This window comes from Streptomyces sp. NRRL F-2580 (assembly GCF_000720115.1).
In the GTDB taxonomy this organism is placed as follows: domain Bacteria; phylum Actinomycetota; class Actinomycetes; order Streptomycetales; family Streptomycetaceae; genus Streptomyces.
The window spans coordinates 43,164-62,781 of the sequence record NZ_JOIR01000007.1 but is presented as its reverse complement, the minus strand read 5'-3'; the positions used below and the strand labels follow the sequence as shown (position 1 = coordinate 62,781).

Below are 19,618 nucleotides of genomic sequence, written 5' to 3'. Positions count from 1 at the left end.
GCTGTGGTGCGCACCGAGGAATGGCGACGTCTGTCCACAGCTGTCCTGCTGATCCTCGCCGTCGCCCTCGCCTACTACGTGGGCGGACGGATCGGCCTGCACCAGTCCGTGATCGTCAACGGGGCCGAGGTCACGCCCCTGTGGCCGCCCACCGGCATCGCCCTCGCCGCCCTGCTCTGGCTGGGGCTGCGGACCTGGCCGGGGATCGCCCTCGGCACGTACCTCGCCATCGAGCGGATCGGCGACTTCAACCTCTCCGGCCTCGGCATCGTCGCGGGGAACACCCTCGCACCCGTGTGCGCGTACCTGATGCTGCGCCGGGTGGGCTTCCGCAGCGAGGTCGACCGGCTGCGGGACGCCCTGGCGCTGGTCTTCCTGGGCGGTCTGCTGCCGATGCTGATCAGCGCCACCATCGGGACCTGGACGCTGGTGCTCAGCGGCGACCTGCCCTCGGCGCGGTTCTGGCCGGTGTGGTCGGCCTGGTGGGCCGGGGACGCGATGGGTGTGCTCGTGGTGACGCCGCTCCTGCTCGTCCTGCGCCGCATCCGCCGGCCCGGGGAGGGCGGCTACCGCGTGGCCGAGGTGTCGGCCCTGGTGCTCACGTCCGTCGTCGTCACCGTCGTGGCCACCCGGAGCTCCCTGTCCCTGCTGTTCCTCGTCTTCCCGGTGATCATCTGGGCGGCCGTACGCTTCCAGCTGGCCGGCAGCGCGCCGTGCACCCTGCTCGTGTCCGTCCTGGCGATCTCGGCGGCGAGCGACCGCACGGGGCCGTTCGACGGGCAGGGCCTGCTGGCCATCATGATCAACCTCCAGGCCCTCAACGGGGCGGCGGCCCTGACCGGGCTGCTCCTGTCGGCGATGGTCACCGAACAGAACAACGTCCGCCTGAAGATCGAGCAGGTCTGCGAGGACCTCGCCGAACTGGTGGAACACCTCGCGCGGGGCAGACCGGAACGCTAGGGCGCCGCGGGGACGGCGGACCGTCCCCGGGGCGCTCAGCGGTGGATCACTTGGACTCGTAGTAGCCGAAGATGTCGACGACGAGGTCGACGTCCTCCCAGCCCTGGTTCCAGTAGTCGACGATTCCGTTGTTGCCGGAGCTCGCCTGGACCAGGTTCGGGACGGTCTTGCCGGCCGTCCAGTTCAGGGTCGAGGAGCCGGGGCGCGGCGGGAAGACCGCGGTCTTGTCCTTGTACTGCTGGACCGAGTTCGGGTCCGGTGCGACCGACAGGAAACCGGTGCCGGTCGTGTTGGTCACGGTGGTGTTCAGCACGTACCCGTCGATGCCCACCTCGCCGGGCGAGATCCCGTTGTAGGTGTAGATGTAGTTCCGGGCGCGCAACGGGCCGTAGGGCCAGGCGGGGTCACGGGTGTCGATCATGCGGCCCGGCTGGAGCGGCATGAAGGACGCCTTGCTGTCCTTGCTGTAGTGGCCGACGACATCGACGATCACGTCGGTGCCCGCCCAGGCGCCGTTGAAGACGCTGATCCTGCCGTCCGCACCGACCGGCACGATCACCGAGTTGGCGATGGTCTGACCGGGGGTGAAGTTCAGGTTGGAGGCGGTCGGGATGGCGCCGCCGCCCGGGAAGACCGACAGGTGGCCGGCCTCCTTCGGGTTGGTGACCGTCACGTTGAGCGCCACGGCGGTGATGCCCTCGGGCACGCCGCGCAGGCCGCCGATCTGGGTGGAGAAGGTCTTCCGCCCGCCGAGCTGGCCCTTGTTCGTGCCGAGACCCTCGCGGGTGTCGACGAAACGGGCCGGGGTCATCGGCGCGTAGCCGCTCGCCTCGGTCCGGGTGAAGTAGCCGGTCACGTCGGCGATCAGGTCGACCGACGCCTCGCCGCGGTTGGCGAGCTCCACGTAGCCGTTCTTGCCGACCGGCACGATCACCAGGTTCGGGACGCTCTGGCCCGCCTCGAAGTTGACGTTCGACGTGGTCGGACGCTCCGTGCCCTCGGGGAACGCCGTGACGTGCCCGCCCGCGGTGGTGTTCGTGACGGTCAGGTTGAGGACGACGGCGGTGACCCCGGCGGGGATGGCGCCGTTGCCGCCGACCTTCACGCGGGTGGAGCCGTACGGGGCGACCTTGCCCTTGGCCGCGCCGGTCCCGTCACGGGTGTCGAGGAGGCGGGTGGGCGCGTACGGGACGAAGTCCGAGCCCGCGGTCATGACCTGGAACTCGTTGACGACCTCGGCCTGGTTCGCCGGGTCCGTCACGGTGACCTTGACGGTGTACTCGCCGAGTTCGGCGTAGGTGTGGCTGCTCTTGAGGACGGTGGAGCCGTAGGCGTCCATCCCGTCGGTGTTCCCGTCGCCCCAGTCGACGGTGACCTTCAGCGTGGAGTCCGCGCTGATGACGGTGGTCTCCAGGTCCAGTGCGTGCGCGGTGGTGCTCGCCGCGTTCAGCACGATGGCCAGGTCCGGGTTGCCGGCGGCCTGCGAGGCGCTGGCCCCGGCCTTCCCGCCGGGCAGGTCCTTGCGGACCGAGCGCTCGGCGGGGCTCTTGAAGGTCTTGAAGTTCGGCGCCGCGGCCTTCCCCAGATCCACGGCGGGAGCGGCCACGCCCTGCGCGCCCTGCGCGACCGGTGCGACCGGAGCGCCGGGACCGGCCGCGTGGGCCATCCCCGGGACGAGACCGACCGTGGCCGCTATGACGGCAACGGAAATTACGAGACGGCGACTGCGCACCGTTCCCCCCATTTTTTGAACATGCTCAGGAACTGTCTGGGCCACAGTACATAGATCCTCGTCGCATGATCAGCCGATACCACCGCAGGGAGGGGGAGTTGGCGAGATCCTGCCCGCGCGCCGGGCCGCCCCTCAGCCCGCGCTGTCGCTCAGCTGCTCCGCCACCGTGAACCGGCAGTGGAAGACCTGCCAGCGTCCGTCCAGGACCAACAGGAAGGAATCGCCGTCCCGGTACAGCACCCGTCGCTTCGGCCTGTACGGGTGCTGGGGTTTGTAGTCTTCGGCGTGTTCCCGCAGTGCGGCGACCGCCTCCTCGCGCGTCCCGTCGACGTGCCCCAGGACCTTGATGGACCACTCGCGGCCCTCACCACTGCCCATGTGCTGCTCGACGAGCAGCCCCCACCGGGCCATTACGCGCGCTCCCCGAACCGCCACAGGGTGCTGCTGCTCATGTCCGCCCTCCCGCCGACCGGTCCAAGAGCCCTCGGTCCACCGGGGCTCGGTGCCTGTGCGCGGATCCTCGCACACCGCCGGAACAGCCGGGACGGGCACCCCGCCCCGGTCCCCGGCGGGCCGCCGGCCACTGACCGTCGGCCGCTACCAGGCCAGTTGCGCGATCTCCTCCGACACCACCGCGCACGCGTCCGCCGCCGGGTCGATGAGCGGGAAGTGCCCGATCCCGTCGAGGAGCGTCAGCCCCACCATCTCGCCCGCCTTCGCCGCGGCCGCCACGTACGCCTCGGCCACCTGCTGCGGGACCACGATGTCGTCCCGTCCCTGCACCACCGCCGTGGCGATCCCCGTCGGCAGCAGGGCCGCCGGGTCCGCGTACGGCAGGCGGTCCGCGAAGTACGCCTCGCCGCCCAGCAGCTGCGCGCTCGCGCCGCCGCACACGCCCAGCTCCTCCGCCACCTCGAAGTCCGCGATCGGCGCCAGCGCCACCACGCCGCGCAGCACCGGCGGGGAGGGCAGCCTCCACGGGGAGCCGTACGGGAGCACGTGCCGGGCAGCGGCCCACAGCGCGAGGTGCCCGCCCGCCGAGTGGCCGGTCACGACCAGGCGGCGGACATCGGCCTGCGGGAGCGCGGCGGCGGCCAGCTCCGGGAGGGCGTCCATCGCGGCGGCGACGTCGTCGAAGGTCTCCGGCCAGCGCCCGGCGACCGGCCCGTCGGCGTGCTGGTGCGGGAGGGAACTCCCGCGCCGGTACTCGACGTTCGCGACGGCGAAACCGCACCGGGCCAGGAAGTCCGCGAAGGGGGTGATGTGCCGCCTGTCGTACGGGGCCCGCCACGCGCCGCCGTGCAGGACGGCCACCAGCGGGACCGGGCCGCCCGGGGTCTCGGCTCGCGGGGCGTAGAAGTCGACGACCTGGTCGGGGTGTTCCCCGTACGCGCCGGTCGCGTCCGGCGCGACGGCCGGATGGGAGAAGGCCGAGGCGGCCTCGGCGGCGTCCCGTTCCACGGCGGCGGGGTCCGTCATCGGCTCAACCTCTCGGTAACGCGTGGGACAGCGGGGACAGATGTTCCGGTGTTCCGGCAGAGCGGGACCGTATCAGTCTGGAACGAGAGGTTCCGTGCAGGGTCCGGGATGTGACCGGGCGGACGGAGCCGTAGCCCCGCCCGCCCGGTGATGTGACGTTTCGCTACCGAGTCACCCGAAAATGCGACCCAGTGTGCGCGCGGCGCGCTCGGCGTCGGCGAAACCGACGTAGAGCGGGGTGAAGCCGAAGCGCAGGACGTCGGGCGCGCGGAAGTCGCCGATGACCCCGCGGGAGATGAGTTCCCCCATGACCTCACGGGCGTTCTCGGTGCGCAGCGAGATCTGGCTGCCGCGCTGCCCGTGCCCGTCCGGGGTGACCGACTCGACCCGGCCCTGCGGGACGTACGCCGCCACGCATTCGAGGAAGAAATCGGTCAGGGCGAGCGACTTGGCCCGTACGGCCTCGACGGAGACGCCCTCCCAGGCGTCGAGGGCCGACTCCAGCGCCAGCATGGACAGGATGTCCGGGGTGCCGACGCGGCCGCGGGTCGCGCCCTCGGCCGCCTCGAAGGCCGGGGTCATCGCGAAGGGGTCCGCGTGCCCGTTCCAGCCCGGGAGCGGGGAGTCGAAGCCGGCCTGGTGGCGCGCGGCGATGTACAGGTACGCCGGGGAACCCGGACCGCCGTTGAGGTACTTGTACGTGCAGCCGACCGCGAGGTCGACGGCGTGCGCGTCGAGGCCGACGGGGAGGGCCCCGGCGGAGTGGCAGAGGTCCCAGACCGTGACCGCCCCGGCGGCTCGGGCCGCCGCGGTGAGGGCGGGCAGGTCGTGGAGGCGCCCGGTGCGGTAGTCGACGTGGTTCAGGAGGACCACGGCGGTGTCCGCGTCCATCGCCTCGGCCGCGTGCGAAGGGTCCACCGGGGTGACGGTCAGGCCCGTCATCCGGGCCGCCGACTCCGCTATGTAGCCGTCGGTCGGGAAGGTGGCCGCGTCGACCAGCATCCGGGTCCGGCCGGGGGCGGCGAGGCGGGCCGCGCCGACCAGGGCCTTGAAGAGGTTGACGCTGGTGGAGTCGCCGACGACGACCTGGCCGGGGGCCGCGCCGACGAGCGGGGCGATCTTGTCGCCGATCCGCTCGGGGGCGGTCCACCAGCCGCTCTCGTCCCAGGACCGGATGAGGAGCTCGCCCCACTGCCGGGAGACGACGTCGGCGGTCGTGTCGGCGACGCCGGCCGGGAGCGCGCCGAGGGAGTTGCCGTCCAGGTAGACGACTCCGTCGGGGAGGGTGAAGCGCCCGCGGAGCTTGGCCAGCTCGTCGGCGGTGTCCAGGGACGCCGCGCGGGCCGCCAGGTCGGCGGGGCCGGAGGTCTCAGACATGGCTGCGGGCCGTCCAGAGCTCCGGGAAGACGTTCTTCGTGGCGCGCTTCTCCAGCCAGGTCACGCCGGCCGAGCCGCCCGTGCCCGTCTTCGCGCCCATCGCGCGGCGGGTGGCGACCAGGTGGTCGTTGCGCCAGCGCCAGACGAGCTCGGCGACATCGGTGAGGACCTCGCCGAGGCGGTGCAGGTCCAGGTGCGCGTCCGGGGTGGCGTAGAGGCCCGTCCAGACGGCCTCGACCTCGGCCGAGGGCTCGTAGCGCAGCGAGAGGTCGCGGTCGAGGACGGCGGCCGGGACCGGGAAGCCGCGGCGGGCGAGCAGGCGCAGGACCTCGTCGTAGAGGCTCGGCTCGTGGAGGGCCTTCTCCAGCTCCGCGTGGACGCGCGGGGCGCCGCGGTGCGGGACCAGCATGGAGGAGGACTTCTCGCCGAGCAGGAACTCCATCCGGCGGTACATCGCCGACTGGAAACCGGAACCTTCGCCGAGCGCGGAACGGTAGGCGTTGAACTGGCCCGGGGTGAGCTGGGCGAGCGGGCGCCAGGAGGCGTTGAGGGCTTCGAGTTCGCGGAGGGAACGTTTCAGCGCATCCATCGCGACCGGGATGCGGTCCTCGCGCAGGGCCTTCGCGGCGGTTTCCCACTCGTGGACGATGACCGTGAACCACAGCTCCATGACCTGGGTCGTGACCAGGAAGACCATCTCGCCCGGGTCGTCCGAGCGGAGGTGCTGGAGGTGGGTGAGAACGTCCGCCTGGACGTAGTCCTCGTACGGGGTGGTGCCGTCGAAGTCGAGGTTCGGGGTGTCCGACCCGCCGACTCCGGAGGCATCAAGGGTGTTCGACATTTCTGTCTCCTCGACACGTGCTTCCGGGTAGCGGTCCGCTCCTTCCGTGAGGTGAGTGGAGCCCCGGTCCCCTGCCCGCAGCATAGGACACCGGCGCGCCGGCGCTCCAGCGGAGAGTGACACAGACCACACAAATACGGTCCGCGTCACTCCCCGCCGTACGGGATCAGGCGCTCAGCGTGTCCGCCGCCGTCGGGGACGAGTCGCGCAGGAAGGTCGAGCAGCGCTCGTACTCCTCCTTCTCGCCGATGGCCTCGGCCGCGCGGGCCAGGGCGTGCAGGGCCCGCAGGAAACCGCGGTTCGGCTCGTGCTCCCACGGCACCGGGCCGTGGCCCTTCCAGCCGGCCCGGCGCAGGGCGTCGAGGCCGCGGTGGTAGCCCGTGCGGGCGTAGGCGTACGACTCGACCGTGCTGCCGGCGGCGAAGGCCTCGTCGGCGAGGATCGCCCAGGCAAGGGAGGACGTCGGGTGCGCGGCGGCCACCTCGACGGCGGGGGTGCCGGCGGCGATGGCCTCGCGGCCCGGCTCGTCGGGGAGGTGGGTGGGGGCGGGGCCCCCGAGCAGGTTCTGGTGAATGGACATGCCCCCAGTCTGCCGGGCCGCTGCCGCTGGGCGGCGCAGTGGTGGCCGCGCTCCGGTGCGGGAGTCGCGGATCCGCGGCCCCGCCGGTGCCCCCGGCGCCCCCTCGAACCGTCGCGCACGCCCGCCTCGTTCGAGCCGTGCGGCGCCCGGGCACGTACGCGAAGGGCCCGGCCTCCGTCGCGGACGGGGGCCGGGCCCTTCGGTGGTGCGGGGTGGCCGCTGGGGCCGACTACTTCAGCTTGGTACCGGTGGAGCGCAGGTTCGCGCACGCCTCGGCGACACGCGCGGCCATGCCGGCCTCGGCGGCCTTGCCCCAGGTGCGCGGGTCGTACTTCGACTTGGTGCCGACCTCGCCGTCGACCTTCAGGACACCGGCGTAGTTGGTGAACATGTGGTCCACGACCGGGCGGGTGAAGGCGTACTGGGTGTCGGTGTCGAGGTTCATCTTCACGACGCCGTTCTCCAGCGCGGTGGCGATCTCCTCGGCCGTGGAGCCCGAACCGCCGTGGAAGACGAAGTCGAACGGCGAGGCCTTGCCGTACTTCTCGCCGACACCGGCCTGGAGGTCCTTGAGGAGCTCGGGGCGCAGGACGACGTTGCCCGGCTTGTAGACGCCGTGGACGTTGCCGAAGGACGCGGCCAGCAGGTAGCGGCCCTTCTCGCCCAGGCCCAGGGCCTCGGCGGTGCGGATGGCGTCGTCGACGGTGGTGTACAGCTCGTCGTTGATCTCGTGGCTGACGCCGTCCTCCTCGCCACCGGTCGGGGTGATCTCGACCTCAAGGATGATCTTCGCGGCGACGGCCTTGGCGAGCAGCTCCTGGCCGATGGCCAGGTTGTCGGCCAGGGTCTCGGCGGAGCCGTCCCACATGTGCGACTGGAAGAGCGGGTTCAGACCGCGGGCCACGCGCTCGGCGGAGATGTCGAGCAGCGGGCGGACATAGCCGTCCAGCTTGTCCTTGGGGCAGTGGTCCGTGTGCAGCGCGACGGTGATGTCGTACTTGGCGGCCACGATGTGGGCGAACTCGGCCAGGGCTACCGCACCGGTGACCATGTCCTTGTTGTGCTGGCCACCCAGGAACTCCGCACCACCGGTGGAGATCTGGATGATGCCGTCGCTCTCGGCCTCCGCGAAGCCGCGCAGGGCAGCGTGCAGGGTCTGGGAGGAGGTCACGTTGATGGCCGGGTAGGCGAACTTGCCTGCCTTCGCCCGGTCGAGCATCTCGTTGTAGACCTCGGGGGTTGCGATGGGCATCTGTCCGCTCCTTGGATGTGCGGGGAGTGTGCTTATTGCGGGCCCTGACCTGGGGGCGACGTCATCGTCGCGCCTATCTTTCCAGACTCAGCGCGGGGGTCCAGCCTGCCGGTCTCACGTGCTGGGCGAACGGCCCGGGATGTTTCACGTGAAACATCCCGGGCCGCCACGAAAGCGCAGGTCAGGACCGGCTCAGGCGTCGGCGAGGACCTTCGTCACCAGTTGTCCCGGTGGCCGGTCCGGCGCCCCCGGGCCCCGAAAGGAGACCCGGAAGGAGGCCCTTCCTAGGACAGGCCCAGGTCCCCGAGGTGGTAGCCGGTGAGGTACGGGAGACCGGCCTCGGCGATGGCGTCGGCCGCGCCGCGGTCGACGATCGTGGCGACGGCGACGACCTCGCCGCCGGCCTCGCGGACCGCCTCGACGGCGGTCAGCGGGGAACCGCCGGTGGTCGAGGTGTCCTCGACGACCAGGCAGCGCTTGCCCTTCACGTCGGTGCCCTCGATGCGGCGCTGCATGCCGTGGGCCTTCTGCGCCTTGCGGACGACGAAGGCGTCCAGGCGCTGTCCGCGCGCGGCGGAGGCGTGCAGCATCGAGGTCGCGACCGGGTCGGCGCCCAGGGTCAGACCGCCGACGCAGTCGAAGTCGAGCTCGGCGGTCAGGTCAAGCATGACCTGACCGACCAGCGGGGCCGCCTCGCCGTCGAGGGTGATCCGCCGGAGGTCGATGTAGTAGTCGGCCTCCCGGCCGGAGGAGAGGATCACCTTGCCGTGCACGACGGCCTTGTCCTTGATCTGCTGCAGAAGCGCATCCCGTACGTCACTCATGGCCCTGAGCTTAATTGCGCCCTAGCGCAGCCGCCGCCACGTCCACGTCGTGGAGACCTCCAGCGGATCGACGGGTGTGACCAGGCGCGGCAGGGTGTTCAGCCCGTTCGGCGGACCGGACTGCGGCTCCACGCAGACGGCCTCGGACTCCTCGTCGTAGACGACCACCCATTCGGCCCGGCTGGTGAGCCGCAGTTCCAGGGCGCCGGGCCAGGTGAGGGTGACGTCGACGCCGTGCGGCATGCCGAAGCAGTCGTCCCAGGGGCCGGGCTTCGGGTCGATGCGGTGGCCGGTGGGGAGGTGGTCGGCGCCGCGCTCCTCCTGCCAGGCGGGCTCGAAGGAGAGCTCCGCCGCCCCGCCGCCGGTCCCGAGGTCGCGCCGGAACCAGGGGTGCCAGCCGGCCTGCGCCGGGAAGGAGTCCCCGTAGGTCTCGACGCCCAGGGTGAGGGTGAGCGCGTCCTCGGTGAGCGCGAAGACCTGGGTGACGCGGCCGGGGTAGGGCCACGGCTCGCCGAGGTCGTAGGTGAACGCCGCCTCGGTGGCGGTGGCCCCCGCCGGGCGCCAGGGGGCGTCGCGGCCGAACCCGTGGAGGGCGTGCGGCGGGTGGTTGACCGGCATCTGGTGGACGGTGGCGCCGTCGCGGAACCGGCCGTTCTCGATCCGGCCGCACCACGGGACCATCGGGAACGCCCCGTACCGCGGGCCCTGGCGCAGCAGCTCCGTCCCGTCGATGCGCAGGCTGCTGATGCGGCAGCCGTTCTCCTGGTCGACCGTCACCTCGGCGCCGCCGGCGCTCAGTTGCGTACTCATGCGGTCGACCCTAATGCGGGCCGCGGCCGCAGGTCAGCGACGGCGGCGCAGGGCCCGGCCGATGACGACCGCCGAGGCCAGCGCGAGAGCGGCGGCCGGGGCGATCCAGCGCAGGCTGTCGCCGGCGGTGGTGGAGGCGGGCGCGGGGACCGGGGCGTACCGGCCGCGCGGCGGCGCGTGGTCCACCTCCTCCGCACTGCGGCCGATCATGGTGCGGCGGGCGTGCGCGGCCTCGGCCGGGGGCCGCGGGGCCCCGTCCAGCTCCTCGAACCCGCCTGCCAGGAACGGGTCCAGCGACGGGGGCGGTACCTCGGTGTCGAAGACGGAGGCACTGACCTCGGTGACGTCGTCCTCGACGAACCCGGGACCGGCCTGCGCGGCCTCCTCCGCCTCCTCGGCCTCGGCGACGGGGTCACCGAGGGCGGATCCGGCGCTCAGCTGGCCGGCGGCCCGTTCCAGCAGCCGCTGTACGGCGGCGGCCACGGCCTGGGGGCTGAAGGCGGCGGCCCGCCCGTCGGCGGTGGCCCCGGCGGTGAAGTCCAGCCGGGTCCCCTCCTCGGCGGGGGACAGCCGCAGGTCGACGGAGAACTTCACCGTCCCGCTGCCGCGGACCTCCGTGCCCTCACCCTCGAAGGTGAAGTGCCCGGGGTCCCGCTCGATGACGGCCAGGGCCCCCCGGTAGGTCACGGTGCTCCCGCCGACGCGGACCTTCAGCCGGCCGGAGACCGGCCCGGCGTCGGTGTCGGCGTCCTGCTGGAGTCCCGGCACGCACCGGGCGACCCGGGCGGGGTCGCGCAGCACGGCGCGGAGATCGTCTGCCGGTACCGGGACGAACACCTGATGCTCCATGCGGTCGAGCCTACCGACGACAGCGCACCGGGTCACGAATACCGCGGGTGCGGAAGGGTCGACGGCGGGAGCCCGGGCACCCGGGTGCGTTCCGCGTCGCGCGCGGCGTCCTGCAGCGAGCGCGTCGACAGCGAGCGCAGGGCGGGCGTGTCGCGGTCCACGCGCAGCGGGGGGACCCCGTCGCGGGCGGCCAGGACGAAGCCCCAGTCCTGCGGCGGGGCGTCGGCCACGCCGAGGGGGCTGCGGTCGGGTCCGGCGGCGAAGCCGGACAGACGGCCGCCCGCGCTGTACTGGGAGGTCAGCAGGCCGGCCGCGCGCAGGGTGGAGTCGACGGTCCAGTACGTACGCGGGCGCGTGGCCAGCGGCCCGGCGTGCACGGCGATCCGGCCCCCGGGGCGCAGGGCCCGCGCGGCCAGCCCGTAGAACTCCTGCGAGTACAGCTTCGTGCTGGGGGTGATGCCCGGGTCCGGGAGGTCGGAGACGATGACGTCGAAACGGCTGGAGGCGGCCGGCCCGCGCAGCCAGCGGAAGGCGTCCTGGGTGACGACGGCCAGGCGGGGGTCCTCGTACGCCCGGCCGTTGAGCGCGGAGAGCATCGGATCGGTGCGGGCGAGCCCGACCACGCCGGGGTCGAGCTCGACCACGGTGACGGAGGCGACGTCCCGGTAGCGGAGCACCTCGCGGGCGGCGAGCCCGTCGCCGCCGCCGAGGATCAGGACCCGGGCGTGCGGACCGGTCATCGCGGGGTGGACCAGGGCCTCGTGGTAGCGGTACTCGTCGTAGCCGCTGACCCGCAGCCGTCCGTCGAGGTACAGGTCGAGGGAGCGCGGGGAGCCGGTCGGGGGGCCGGTGAGGACCAGCTCCTGCACTCCGGTCTGGACGGCGACGCGCACCTCCCCGCCGTAGACGGCGCGCCGCGCCACCCGCTCGAAATCGTCGGCGAGGACGGTTGCCGACGCGAGCACGGCCAGCACGGTCACGTTGGCGGCGATCAGCAGCCAGCGGCGGCGGCGGCTCAGGTCGCGCCGGAACAGCCACAGGACCAGCCCGCCGCCGACGGCCGCGTTGACGGTGCCGGTGAGCATGGCGCCGGTGAGCTGGCCGAGCACCGGGAGCAGCAGGAACGGGAAGGCGAGGCCGCCGACGAGGGCGCCGACGTAGTCGGCGGCGAACAGGTCGGCGACGGCCCCGCCCGCGTCCTGTCTGCGGATGCGCTGGATGAGGACCATCAGCAGCGGGATCTCCGCGCCGATGAGCACCCCGATGGCGAAGGAGAAGGCGACGAGGGCGGGGCGGGACTCCCCCAGCCAGGCGAAGCTCGCGTAGAGCGCCATGGCCGAGAGCCCGCCCAGGAGGGCGAGCCCGGCCTCGATGGCGCCGAAGCCGAAGGCGGGCCGGTGGCGCAGGCGCTTGGCGAGCAGGGAGCCCACGCCCATGGCGAAGACCATGACGGACAGCACGACCGACGCCTGGGTGACGGAGTCGCCGATGAGGTAGGTGCCCAGGGCGAGCAGCTCCAGTTCGTACACGAGCCCGCAGGCGGCGCAGACGAACACGGTGGCCAGGACGAGGAGTCGGCCGGTCCGGGGCCGTACGGGCAGGGCGGCCGGGAGGGTCGCGGCGCCCCGCGGCTCCGGAGCCGGGAGCACCCGGCGCGGGACGGAACGGTCGATCATGAAGCGAACCGTACGTCACCACCCTCCTACATCCGGTCACCCACATGAGTGCAAGTGGCGCACCGATCCAGCCAGTTGGCGTAACGGCGCCGGGCCGTCCGCGCCCCGGCGGCGCCCGCCGGCCCCGCGCCCGGACCGACCCCGCACGCACCCGACCCCGCACGCGGCCGACCGGGCCCCGCACGCGCCCGACCCGCGCCTCCCGCGGCCGCTACAGCAGCGCCGGCGATTCCAGCGCCGCCTCCGCCGGGGCCCCCGTCCGTACGCCCACCCGGGTCCGGGTGGCCACCAGCTGGCCCTCCTGCGGGTACGCGTGCCAGGTCCGCCAGCGCACCTGGCCCTCGTAGCGCTGCGCGAGCATGGCCGTGAAGGCGTGCGGACTTCCGGGGAAGGTCCCCGCTAGCCCGTTCGGGTGGTCAGCCACCAGTGCGAGCAGTTCCTGCGCCCGCCCCGCGAAGGACCCGCGGGACAGCGTCTCGACCCGCGCGGCGAACTCGTACTCCCAGTCACCCACCCGTTTGGCCACGCCGAGCGGCAGCGGCGTACTGCTGCCGGGCATACAGGCGACCGTCTCCGAGCAGAGCACCTCGGCCTCTTCCAGAAGAACCTGGTGGGAGGCCCCGAGCAGGCGCAACTCCACCTTGGCTCCGGACAGTTCGAGATTCAGTACGGCCAGGGCGGGCAGCCGGTCCCGACCCAGGGCCCAGGCGAGATCGGCGGCACGCGTGTCGGTGTAGGAGGTCTGGAGGGTCGTGAGCATGAGTCGGCTCCGCAAACGCGCGAGGGAGATGGGCCGGGGCCCGCCAGCGGTAGTCAACGGGTGGGGGGACACCGGCACGGGTCCACAGGAAGTCCAGGGAGGTCCGAGGACTGGTCTACTCAACCGAGGGAATCATGAAAGGCACGGCACTCACAGCGTTTTTACCCAACTTGAAGTGGTTTACATCCCCCCGGGGGCTCCACAGTTCACGTGTTCAACTTGTTGCGTCCCGCGCGTCGTCATGCATCGGCGAACGAGTCGTCACACAGGGGAGAACGACGAGGACGCCCGACGGAAACCGGACCGCCGAGCGCCCTCGTCCACGCGGTGCCCGCTGCCCCGTGTCAGCTGGAACCGCACCCCCCGCCGCCGCACGAGGACGACGAGCCGCAGGACGAGGAGGAGCCGCAGGACGAGGAGGAGCCGCAGCCCGAGCCGCCGCCCCCGTCCACCCACGAGCTGCCGCTGCGCTTGCGGCCGCCGCGGGTCTGCCCGCTCTTGGCCGAGCGGGCTGCGATCGCCACGACGAACGCGACGATCAGGAATGCTCCAACGATGAAGACGAACATTGCGGTCCGCCCTTCTCTCACGCCCCGGTCTTCCCGGGGAGCGGGATCCCCTCGTCCCGCGTGAAGGGGGGATGCCCCCGGGCCGCACGGCCCAAAGCACACTTGAGGAAGTCCAGAGGTTGACCCCAGGATGACGCCCATGAGCGCACCCGTGAGCAGCGACCGCCCCTTCCTGAACCGCCGGCTGGCGGCCTTCGGCACGACGATCTTCGCGGAGATGTCGGCACTGGCCGCCCGCACCGGTTCGATCAACCTCGGCCAGGGTTTCCCCGACACCGACGGCCCGGCGGAGATCGCCGAGGCGGCCTCCCGCGCGGTCCTCACGGGCCGGGGCAACCAGTACCCGCCCGGCCCCGGCGTCCCCGAGCTGCGCACCGCGATCGCCGCCCACCAGCAGCGCTTCTACGGCCTGTCCTACGACCCCGACACCGAGGTCCTGGTCACGGCGGGCGCCACCGAGGCCATCGCCGCCTCCCTCCTCGCCCTGCTGGAGCCCGGTGACGAGGTCATCGCCCTGGAGCCGTACTACGACTCGTACGCGGCCTGCATCGCGATGGCCGGCGCCGTACGCGTCCCGGTCACCCTGCGCCCGCACGCCGGGGCCTTCGCCCTCGACCTGGACGAACTGCGCGCCGCCGTCACCCCGCGCACCCGGCTGCTCCTGCTGAACACCCCGCACAACCCGACGGGCACCGTCCTGACCGCGGCCGAGCTCGCCGCGATCGCCGAGCTGGCGGTCGAGCGCGATCTGCTGGTCGTCACGGACGAGGTGTACGAGCACCTGGTCTTCGAGGGCGCCCACGTCCCCCTGGCGGGCCTCCCCGGCATGCGCGAGCGCACGGTCACCATCTCCTCGGCGGGGAAGACCTTCTCCTTCACGGGCTGGAAGGTCGGCTGGGTCACCGCGCCCCCGGAGCTGGTCACGGCGGTCCGCTCGGCCAAGCAGTTCCTCACCTACGTCTCCTCGGGCCCCTTCCAGTACGCCATCGCCGAGGCCCTCGTCCTCCCCGACACGTACTACGAAGCCTTCCGCGCCGACCTGGCCGCCAAGCGCGACATCCTCGCCGACGGCCTCGCGGCGGCCGGCTTCGAGGTCTTCCGCCCGCAGGGGACGTACTTCATCACCACCGACATCACCCCCCTCGGCGAGAAGGACGGCCTCGCCTTCTGCCGCGCCCTGCCCGAGCGCTGCGGCGTCGTCGCCATCCCGAACCAGGTCTTCTACGACGACAAGTCCGCCGGCGCCACCCAGGTCCGCTGGGCCTTCTGCAAGCGCGAGGACGTCCTGCGGGAGGCCGCCTCACGGCTGCGCGGCCTCTGAGACCCGCCCCGGGACCCTGCCGTCCGACTGGGGCCGGCAGGGGTGCTTGCGGGCCGGCCGAGGCCGGTGTGAAGCTGTCGCTCGCACGAGTGCCCGAAGCCCTCACCTCCCGGTGAGCGGACCTCACCGAGAGACGGAAGTCGGGATTGATGGCAACGGGCAGAGCGACCGTGTCCGCGTCGCCCCTGGAGATGCGCGCGGTCCGCGCCGTACGGTCGGCCGCGCCGCCGGCGGTGATCGCGCTCGGGGTGTTCGCCGCCGTGCGCGGGGCCGGGGTGCTGGTGCTCGCCCTCGGGTCCTGGTGGGCCGGGCGGGATCCGCTGCGGGTGCTCGGCCGGTCCTGGGACGCGGACTGGTACCTCCGGATCGCGGCCCACGGCTACGGCCGCACCCTGATGTGGCCCGACGCCGCCACCGGCACCGGGCCCGTCCAGAGCGACCAGGCCTTCTTCCCGCTCTACCCGGCGCTGATACGGGCCGTCTCCGGCATCCTGCCCGGCGGGCCCGTCCCCGCCGCGCTCCTCGTCACCTGGACGGCCGCGGCCGTCGCCGCCGTCGGGATCTACCGGGTCGGGGAGCGGGTCCTCGGGCCGCGCGCCGGGCTGCTGCTCGTGGGGCTGTGGGCGGCCCTGCCGCACTCGGTGGTGCTCACCCTCGCCTACACCGAGGCACTGCTGGCCGCCTTCGCCGCCTGGGCCCTGTACGCCCTGCTGCGGGGCCGCTGGCTGGGGGCCGCCGGCCTCGCCGTACTCGCCGGGCTGACCCGGCCCACCGGCCTCGCCGTCGCGGCCGCCGTGTCGGCCCTGGCCCTCCACGCCATCCTCGTACGAAGATCCCGGGCGCCTGAGGTGTGGGTGGCCGGGCTGGTGGCGCCGGCGGGCTGGGCGGCGTACGTCCTGGCCGTCGGGGTGAAGGTGCGCGACCCCTTCGGCGGCTACTTCGCCGTGCAGCGCAGCTGGGGCTCCCGCTTCGACTTCGGCGCCGGGGCGCTGCGCTCGGCCGAGCGGGTGCTGACCGGCGGGCACGTGCCCCTCGCCACCACCGTGACGGTGGTGCTGCTGGCCGCGGCCGGGCTGCTCGCGGTGCTGCTGTTCCTGGACCGCACGCCGCTCGCGCTCCTCGTGTACACCGCGGTCCTGCTGGTGATGGCCTTCGGCGGGGCCGGTTTCTTCGAGTCCAAGCCGCGCTTCCTGCTGCCGGCCTTCCCGCTGCTCCTGCCGCCGGCCGCCGTCATGGCGCGAGCCCGGCCCCGCACCGCGGTCGTGGTGACCGCGGTGGTGGCCGGGCTCGGTTACGGCTACGGGCTGTACCTGCTTCTGGTGGCCCGGGTGCCGCTCTAGTCAGTTGCCGTTGTCGGCGTCGCCTTCGCCGTCGTTCTCGCCGTCGGTGGAGTCGATGTCCTTCTCCAGACCGAGCTGCTCGACGAGCCACTTGTCGAACTCGATGGAGGCGCGGACCCAGCTGACCGTGGAGGACACGAAGTGCTCCAGGTTGACGCCGGTGCCGATCAACATCTGCGCCTCACCGATCAGGCGGACCGAGCCGTCGTCGTGCGTGTGGCTGTAGACCTTCGGCCACAGGGTGCGGCGGTTCCAGTCGTCGATCGACTCGAGAAGCTGCGGCTTCTCGTCGATCTTGTGCGGACGGTCGTAGAAGGTCCGCACCGAGAAAACCTGCTGCTCGTCCTCGCCGCGGAACATGAAGTACGTGCGGAACTCCTCCCACGGCGCCGCGAGGTCACCCTCGTCGTCGACGACGTACTTGAGCTCCATCTGCTCCAGCAGCTGCTTGACCAGATCCTGGTCGGGGACGACGGGGCCCGCCGGTCCTGTGGCCTGCGGATCGGGCTGCTGCCCTCCGAAGTTCGGAATCGAGGCCGGGTCGATGCTCACCGTGTTTTTCCCTTCGTGCGGATACATGCATCCTCCCCCATCCCGCCCACCCCGTGTCCAGCCCCGCAGCGCCGATCCGCTGCGGGCGGACACGGGTCCGCCCGGCCGGGTCAGAGCGCCTTGCCGACCAGCAGGTCCTCGCCCGCCACGTCGACCCGGACGGTGTCGCCGTCGCGGACCTCGCCCGAGAGGATCTCCTTGGCCAGCCGGTCGCCGATCGCCGTCTGGATCAGGCGGCGCAGCGGCCGGGCGCCGTACGCCGGGTCGTTGCCCTTGTCCGCCAGCCAGGCCAGGGCCTCGGGCGTGACGTCCAGGGTGAGGCGCCGGTCGGCCAGGCGCTTGGCCAGGCGGCCGATCTGGAGCTCGGCGATGTGCGCGAGCTCGTCGCCGGACAGGGCGGAGAAGACCACCAGGTCGTCCAGGCGGTTGAGGAACTCCGGCTTGAAGGAGCTCCGGACCACGTCCAGGACCTGCTGCTTCTTCTGTTCCGCGGGGGTAGCGGGATCCATGAGGAACTGACTTCCCAGGTTCGAGGTCAGGATCAGGATGGTGTTGCGGAAGTCGACGGTCCGGCCCTGGCCGTCCGTGAGGCGGCCGTCGTCCAGGACCTGGAGCAGGATGTCGAAGACCTCGGGGTGGGCCTTCTCCACCTCGTCCAGGAGCACCACGCTGTACGGGCGGCGGCGGACGGCCTCCGTCAGCTGGCCGCCCTCCTCGTAGCCGACGTAGCCGGGCGGGGCGCCGACGAGGCGGGCCACGCTGTGCTTCTCACCGTACTCCGACATGTCGACGCGGATCATGGCCCGCTCGTCGTCGAAGAGGAAGTCGGCGAGGGCCTTGGCCAGCTCCGTCTTGCCCACGCCCGTCGGGCCGAGGAAGAGGAAGGAGCCGGTCGGGCGGTCGGGATCGGCGATGCCGGCGCGGGTGCGGCGCACGGCGTCCGAGACGGCCCGTACGGCCTCGCCCTGGCCGATCAGGCGGCGGGCCAGCTCGTCCTCCATGCGCAGGAGCTTCTGGGTCTCGCCCTCCAGCAGGCGGCCCGCCGGGATGCCCGTCCAGGCGCCCACCACGTCCGCGATGTCGTCCGGGCCGACCTCGTCCTTGACCATCGTCCCCTTGGACGCCTCGGCCTCGGCCTCGGTGGCCTCCGCCAGCTCGCGCTCCAGGGTCGGGATCTCCCCGTAGAGCAGCTTGGAGGCGGTGTCGAAGTCGCCGTCGCGCTGGGCGCGCTCGGCCTGGCCGCGCAGGTCGTCCAGGCGCTCCTTGAGCTCGCCGACGCGGTTGAGGGACTGCTTCTCCTTCTCCCAGCGGGCGGTCAGGCCGCGCAGGTCCTCCTCCTTGTCGGCGAGGTCCTTGCGGATCTTCTCCAGGCGCTCGACCGAGGCCGGGTCGGACTCGTTCCTCAGCGCCAGCTCCTCCATCCGCAGCCGGTCCACGGCGCGCTGGAGCTCGTCGATCTCCAGCGGGGAGGAGTCGATCTCCATGCGCAGCCGGGACGCGGCCTCGTCGACGAGGTCGATGGCCTTGTCGGGGAGGAAGCGGGAGGTGATGTACCGGTCGGAGAGGGTGGCGGCGGCCACGAGCGCGCTGTCGTTGATGACGACCTTGTGGTGGGCCTCGTAGCGGCCCTTGAGCCCGCGCAGGATGGCGATGGTGTCCTCGACGGACGGCTCGGCGACCAGCACCTGCTGGAAGCGGCGCTCCAGCGCCGGGTCCTTCTCGACGCGCTCGCGGTACTCGTCGAGGGTGGTCGCGCCGACCATTCGCAGTTCGCCGCGGGCCAGCATGGGCTTGAGCATGTTGCCCGCGTCCATGGCGGAGTCGCCGCCGGCGCCCGCGCCGACGACCGTGTGCAGCTCGTCGATGAAGGTGATGATCTGCCCGTCGCTGGACTTGATCTCGGCGAGCACGGTCTTCAGCCGCTCTTCGAACTCGCCGCGGTACTTGGCGCCCGCGACCATCGCCCCGAGGTCCAGGGAGACCAGGCGCTTGTTCTTCAGGGACTCGGGGACGTCGCCCTTGACGATGCGCTGGGCCAGGCCCTCGACGACGGCCGTCTTGCCGACGCCGGGCTCGCCGATGAGCACCGGGTTGTTCTTCGTGCGGCGCGAGAGCACCTGCACGACGCGGCGGATCTCGTGGTCGCGGCCGATGACCGGGTCGAGCTTGCCCTCGCGCGCGGCCGCCGTGAAGTCGGTGCCGAACTTCTCCAGGGCCTTGTACTGACCCTCGGGGTCGGGGGTGGTCACCCGCCGTCCTCCTCGTGCGTTCTCGAAGGCGGCCAGCAGCTTCTTCGCGCTCGCGCCCTGGGCGGAAAGGACCTCACCCGCCGCGCCGCCCTTGGCGGCGATGGCGATGAGCAGGTGTTCGGTGGAGAGGTACTCGTCGCCGAGCCTGCCTGCCTGGGCGTCGGCCTCGGCGAGTACGGCGAGCAGGTCGCGGGTGGGCTGCGGGGGCGCGACGGTGGAGCCGGTGACGCTGGGCAGGGCGGCCAGCAGCCGCTCCGCGCCGGCCCGTACCTCGGCCTGGTCGGCGTCGGTGGCGGCCAGCAGGTCGGTGACGTTCTCGTTGTCCTCGCCGGCGAGCAGGGCCAGCAGCAGGTGCGCGGGGGTCAGATCGGCATGACCGTCCTTGACGGCCCTGCTGGTGGCCGCGTTCAGGGCGTCCCGGCTCTTGTTGGTCAGCTCGGCGTCCAC

General features: G+C 72.5%; 18 protein-coding genes. 3 read left to right on the top strand and 15 right to left on the bottom strand.

The window, feature by feature from the left end; genetic code table 11:
- The first annotated feature begins 3 nt into the window (after nucleotides 1-3).
- Nucleotides 4-960 (top strand): MASE1 domain-containing protein, encoded by a 957-nt coding sequence (locus IF88_RS45315; RefSeq protein WP_030709247.1) that lies wholly within the window; start codon nucleotides 4-6, stop codon nucleotides 958-960.
- A gap of 46 nt (nucleotides 961-1,006) precedes the next feature.
- Here IF88_RS45315 and IF88_RS45310 read toward each other — a convergent pair whose 3' ends face one another.
- The 13 genes from IF88_RS45310 to IF88_RS0109430 form a co-directional block, all read right to left on the bottom strand.
- Nucleotides 1,007-2,692 (bottom strand): PKD domain-containing protein, encoded by a 1,686-nt coding sequence (locus IF88_RS45310; protein WP_158754339.1) that lies wholly within the window; start codon nucleotides 2,690-2,692, stop codon nucleotides 1,007-1,009.
- Nucleotides 2,693-2,824: 132 nt separating this feature from the next.
- Nucleotides 2,825-3,103 carry a hypothetical protein gene (locus IF88_RS0109485; protein ID WP_199808050.1) on the bottom strand — a complete coding sequence of 93 codons (279 nt, stop codon included), beginning with the start codon at nucleotides 3,101-3,103 and terminating at the stop codon, nucleotides 2,825-2,827.
- A 186-nt stretch (nucleotides 3,104-3,289) separates the two neighbouring features.
- Nucleotides 3,290-4,171 carry an alpha/beta hydrolase gene (locus IF88_RS0109480; protein ID WP_030709241.1) on the bottom strand — a complete coding sequence of 294 codons (882 nt, stop codon included), beginning with the start codon at nucleotides 4,169-4,171 and terminating at the stop codon, nucleotides 3,290-3,292.
- A 171-nt stretch (nucleotides 4,172-4,342) separates the two neighbouring features.
- Nucleotides 4,343-5,548, bottom strand: coding sequence for a kynureninase (kynU, locus tag IF88_RS0109475; protein WP_030709239.1), 1,206 nt, complete (start codon nucleotides 5,546-5,548; stop codon nucleotides 4,343-4,345).
- On the bottom strand, nucleotides 5,541-6,389 hold the full coding sequence (locus IF88_RS0109470) for a tryptophan 2,3-dioxygenase family protein (RefSeq protein ID WP_030709238.1): 849 nt from the start codon (nucleotides 6,387-6,389) through the stop codon (nucleotides 5,541-5,543). Before IF88_RS0109470 ends, kynU begins: the two co-directional genes overlap by 8 nt.
- A 166-nt stretch (nucleotides 6,390-6,555) precedes the next feature.
- Nucleotides 6,556-6,969: a DUF3151 domain-containing protein gene (locus IF88_RS0109465; RefSeq protein ID WP_030012083.1), complete on the bottom strand. Its 414-nt coding sequence runs from the start codon at nucleotides 6,967-6,969 to the stop codon at nucleotides 6,556-6,558.
- Between the two features lie 229 nt (nucleotides 6,970-7,198).
- Nucleotides 7,199-8,221 (bottom strand): class II fructose-bisphosphate aldolase, encoded by a 1,023-nt coding sequence (gene fbaA, locus IF88_RS0109460; protein ID WP_030709236.1) that lies wholly within the window; start codon nucleotides 8,219-8,221, stop codon nucleotides 7,199-7,201.
- Nucleotides 8,222-8,505: 284 nt separating this feature from the next.
- Entirely contained in the window at nucleotides 8,506-9,045 is a 540-nt protein-coding gene (gene pyrE / locus IF88_RS0109455) for an orotate phosphoribosyltransferase (RefSeq protein WP_030709234.1), read from the bottom strand.
- A gap of 21 nt (nucleotides 9,046-9,066) precedes the next feature.
- Nucleotides 9,067-9,855, bottom strand: a complete 789-nt coding sequence (locus tag IF88_RS0109450; protein WP_030709232.1) for an aldose epimerase — start codon at nucleotides 9,853-9,855, stop codon at nucleotides 9,067-9,069.
- Between the two features lie 33 nt (nucleotides 9,856-9,888).
- Nucleotides 9,889-10,704, bottom strand: a complete 816-nt coding sequence (locus IF88_RS0109445) for an SRPBCC family protein (protein WP_030709230.1) — start codon at nucleotides 10,702-10,704, stop codon at nucleotides 9,889-9,891.
- 32 nt (nucleotides 10,705-10,736) lie between these two features.
- Complete coding sequence (locus tag IF88_RS0109440) at nucleotides 10,737-12,380, bottom strand: polyamine aminopropyltransferase (protein WP_030709228.1); 1,644 nt, start codon at nucleotides 12,378-12,380, stop codon at nucleotides 10,737-10,739.
- A gap of 211 nt (nucleotides 12,381-12,591) precedes the next feature.
- Entirely contained in the window at nucleotides 12,592-13,140 is a 549-nt protein-coding gene (locus IF88_RS0109435; RefSeq protein WP_030709226.1) for a DUF2617 family protein, read from the bottom strand.
- Between the two features lie 344 nt (nucleotides 13,141-13,484).
- A complete protein-coding gene (locus tag IF88_RS0109430; RefSeq protein ID WP_030709224.1) occupies nucleotides 13,485-13,709 on the bottom strand; it encodes a hypothetical protein in 225 nt (74 codons plus the stop codon).
- 130 nt (nucleotides 13,710-13,839) lie between these two features.
- Here IF88_RS0109430 and IF88_RS0109425 point away from each other — a divergent pair, with 130 nt between their 5' ends.
- On the top strand, nucleotides 13,840-15,030 hold the full coding sequence (locus IF88_RS0109425) for a pyridoxal phosphate-dependent aminotransferase (RefSeq protein ID WP_420710927.1): 1,191 nt from the start codon (nucleotides 13,840-13,842) through the stop codon (nucleotides 15,028-15,030).
- A 149-nt stretch (nucleotides 15,031-15,179) separates the two neighbouring features.
- Nucleotides 15,180-16,370 (top strand): glycosyltransferase family 39 protein, encoded by a 1,191-nt coding sequence (locus tag IF88_RS0109420; RefSeq protein ID WP_030709221.1) that lies wholly within the window; start codon nucleotides 15,180-15,182, stop codon nucleotides 16,368-16,370.
- On the opposite strand, the gene IF88_RS0109415 is transcribed toward IF88_RS0109420, so the two are convergent.
- Nucleotides 16,371-16,922: a YbjN domain-containing protein gene (locus IF88_RS0109415; protein ID WP_030709219.1), complete on the bottom strand. Its 552-nt coding sequence runs from the start codon at nucleotides 16,920-16,922 to the stop codon at nucleotides 16,371-16,373.
- A 110-nt stretch (nucleotides 16,923-17,032) separates the two neighbouring features.
- Nucleotides 17,033-19,618 carry an ATP-dependent chaperone ClpB gene (gene clpB / locus IF88_RS0109410; RefSeq protein ID WP_030709217.1) on the bottom strand — a complete coding sequence of 862 codons (2,586 nt, stop codon included), beginning with the start codon at nucleotides 19,616-19,618 and terminating at the stop codon, nucleotides 17,033-17,035.

What these genes read in the sequence shown, in the direction of transcription:
- IF88_RS0109485 (WP_199808050.1), bottom strand. Translation starts at nt 3,103, where the DNA reads ATGGCCCGGTGGGGGCTGCTCGTCGAGCAGCACATGGGCAGTGGTGAG.
- IF88_RS0109480 (WP_030709241.1), bottom strand. Translation starts at nt 4,171, where the DNA reads ATGACGGACCCCGCCGCCGTGGAACGGGACGCCGCCGAGGCCGCCTCG.
- kynU (WP_030709239.1), bottom strand. Translation starts at nt 5,548, where the DNA reads ATGTCTGAGACCTCCGGCCCCGCCGACCTGGCGGCCCGCGCGGCGTCC.
- IF88_RS0109470 (WP_030709238.1), bottom strand. Translation starts at nt 6,389, where the DNA reads ATGTCGAACACCCTTGATGCCTCCGGAGTCGGCGGGTCGGACACCCCG.
- IF88_RS0109465 (WP_030012083.1), bottom strand. Translation starts at nt 6,969, where the DNA reads ATGTCCATTCACCAGAACCTGCTCGGGGGCCCCGCCCCCACCCACCTC.
- fbaA (WP_030709236.1), bottom strand. Translation starts at nt 8,221, where the DNA reads ATGCCCATCGCAACCCCCGAGGTCTACAACGAGATGCTCGACCGGGCG.
- pyrE (WP_030709234.1), bottom strand. Translation starts at nt 9,045, where the DNA reads ATGAGTGACGTACGGGATGCGCTTCTGCAGCAGATCAAGGACAAGGCC.
- IF88_RS0109450 (WP_030709232.1), bottom strand. Translation starts at nt 9,855, where the DNA reads ATGAGTACGCAACTGAGCGCCGGCGGCGCCGAGGTGACGGTCGACCAG.
- IF88_RS0109445 (WP_030709230.1), bottom strand. Translation starts at nt 10,704, where the DNA reads ATGGAGCATCAGGTGTTCGTCCCGGTACCGGCAGACGATCTCCGCGCC.
- IF88_RS0109440 (WP_030709228.1), bottom strand. Translation starts at nt 12,380, where the DNA reads ATGATCGACCGTTCCGTCCCGCGCCGGGTGCTCCCGGCTCCGGAGCCG.
- IF88_RS0109435 (WP_030709226.1), bottom strand. Translation starts at nt 13,140, where the DNA reads ATGCTCACGACCCTCCAGACCTCCTACACCGACACGCGTGCCGCCGAT.
- IF88_RS0109430 (WP_030709224.1), bottom strand. Translation starts at nt 13,709, where the DNA reads ATGTTCGTCTTCATCGTTGGAGCATTCCTGATCGTCGCGTTCGTCGTG.
- IF88_RS0109425 (WP_420710927.1), top strand. Translation starts at nt 13,840, where the DNA reads ATGACGCCCATGAGCGCACCCGTGAGCAGCGACCGCCCCTTCCTGAAC.
- IF88_RS0109420 (WP_030709221.1), top strand. Translation starts at nt 15,180, where the DNA reads ATGGCAACGGGCAGAGCGACCGTGTCCGCGTCGCCCCTGGAGATGCGC.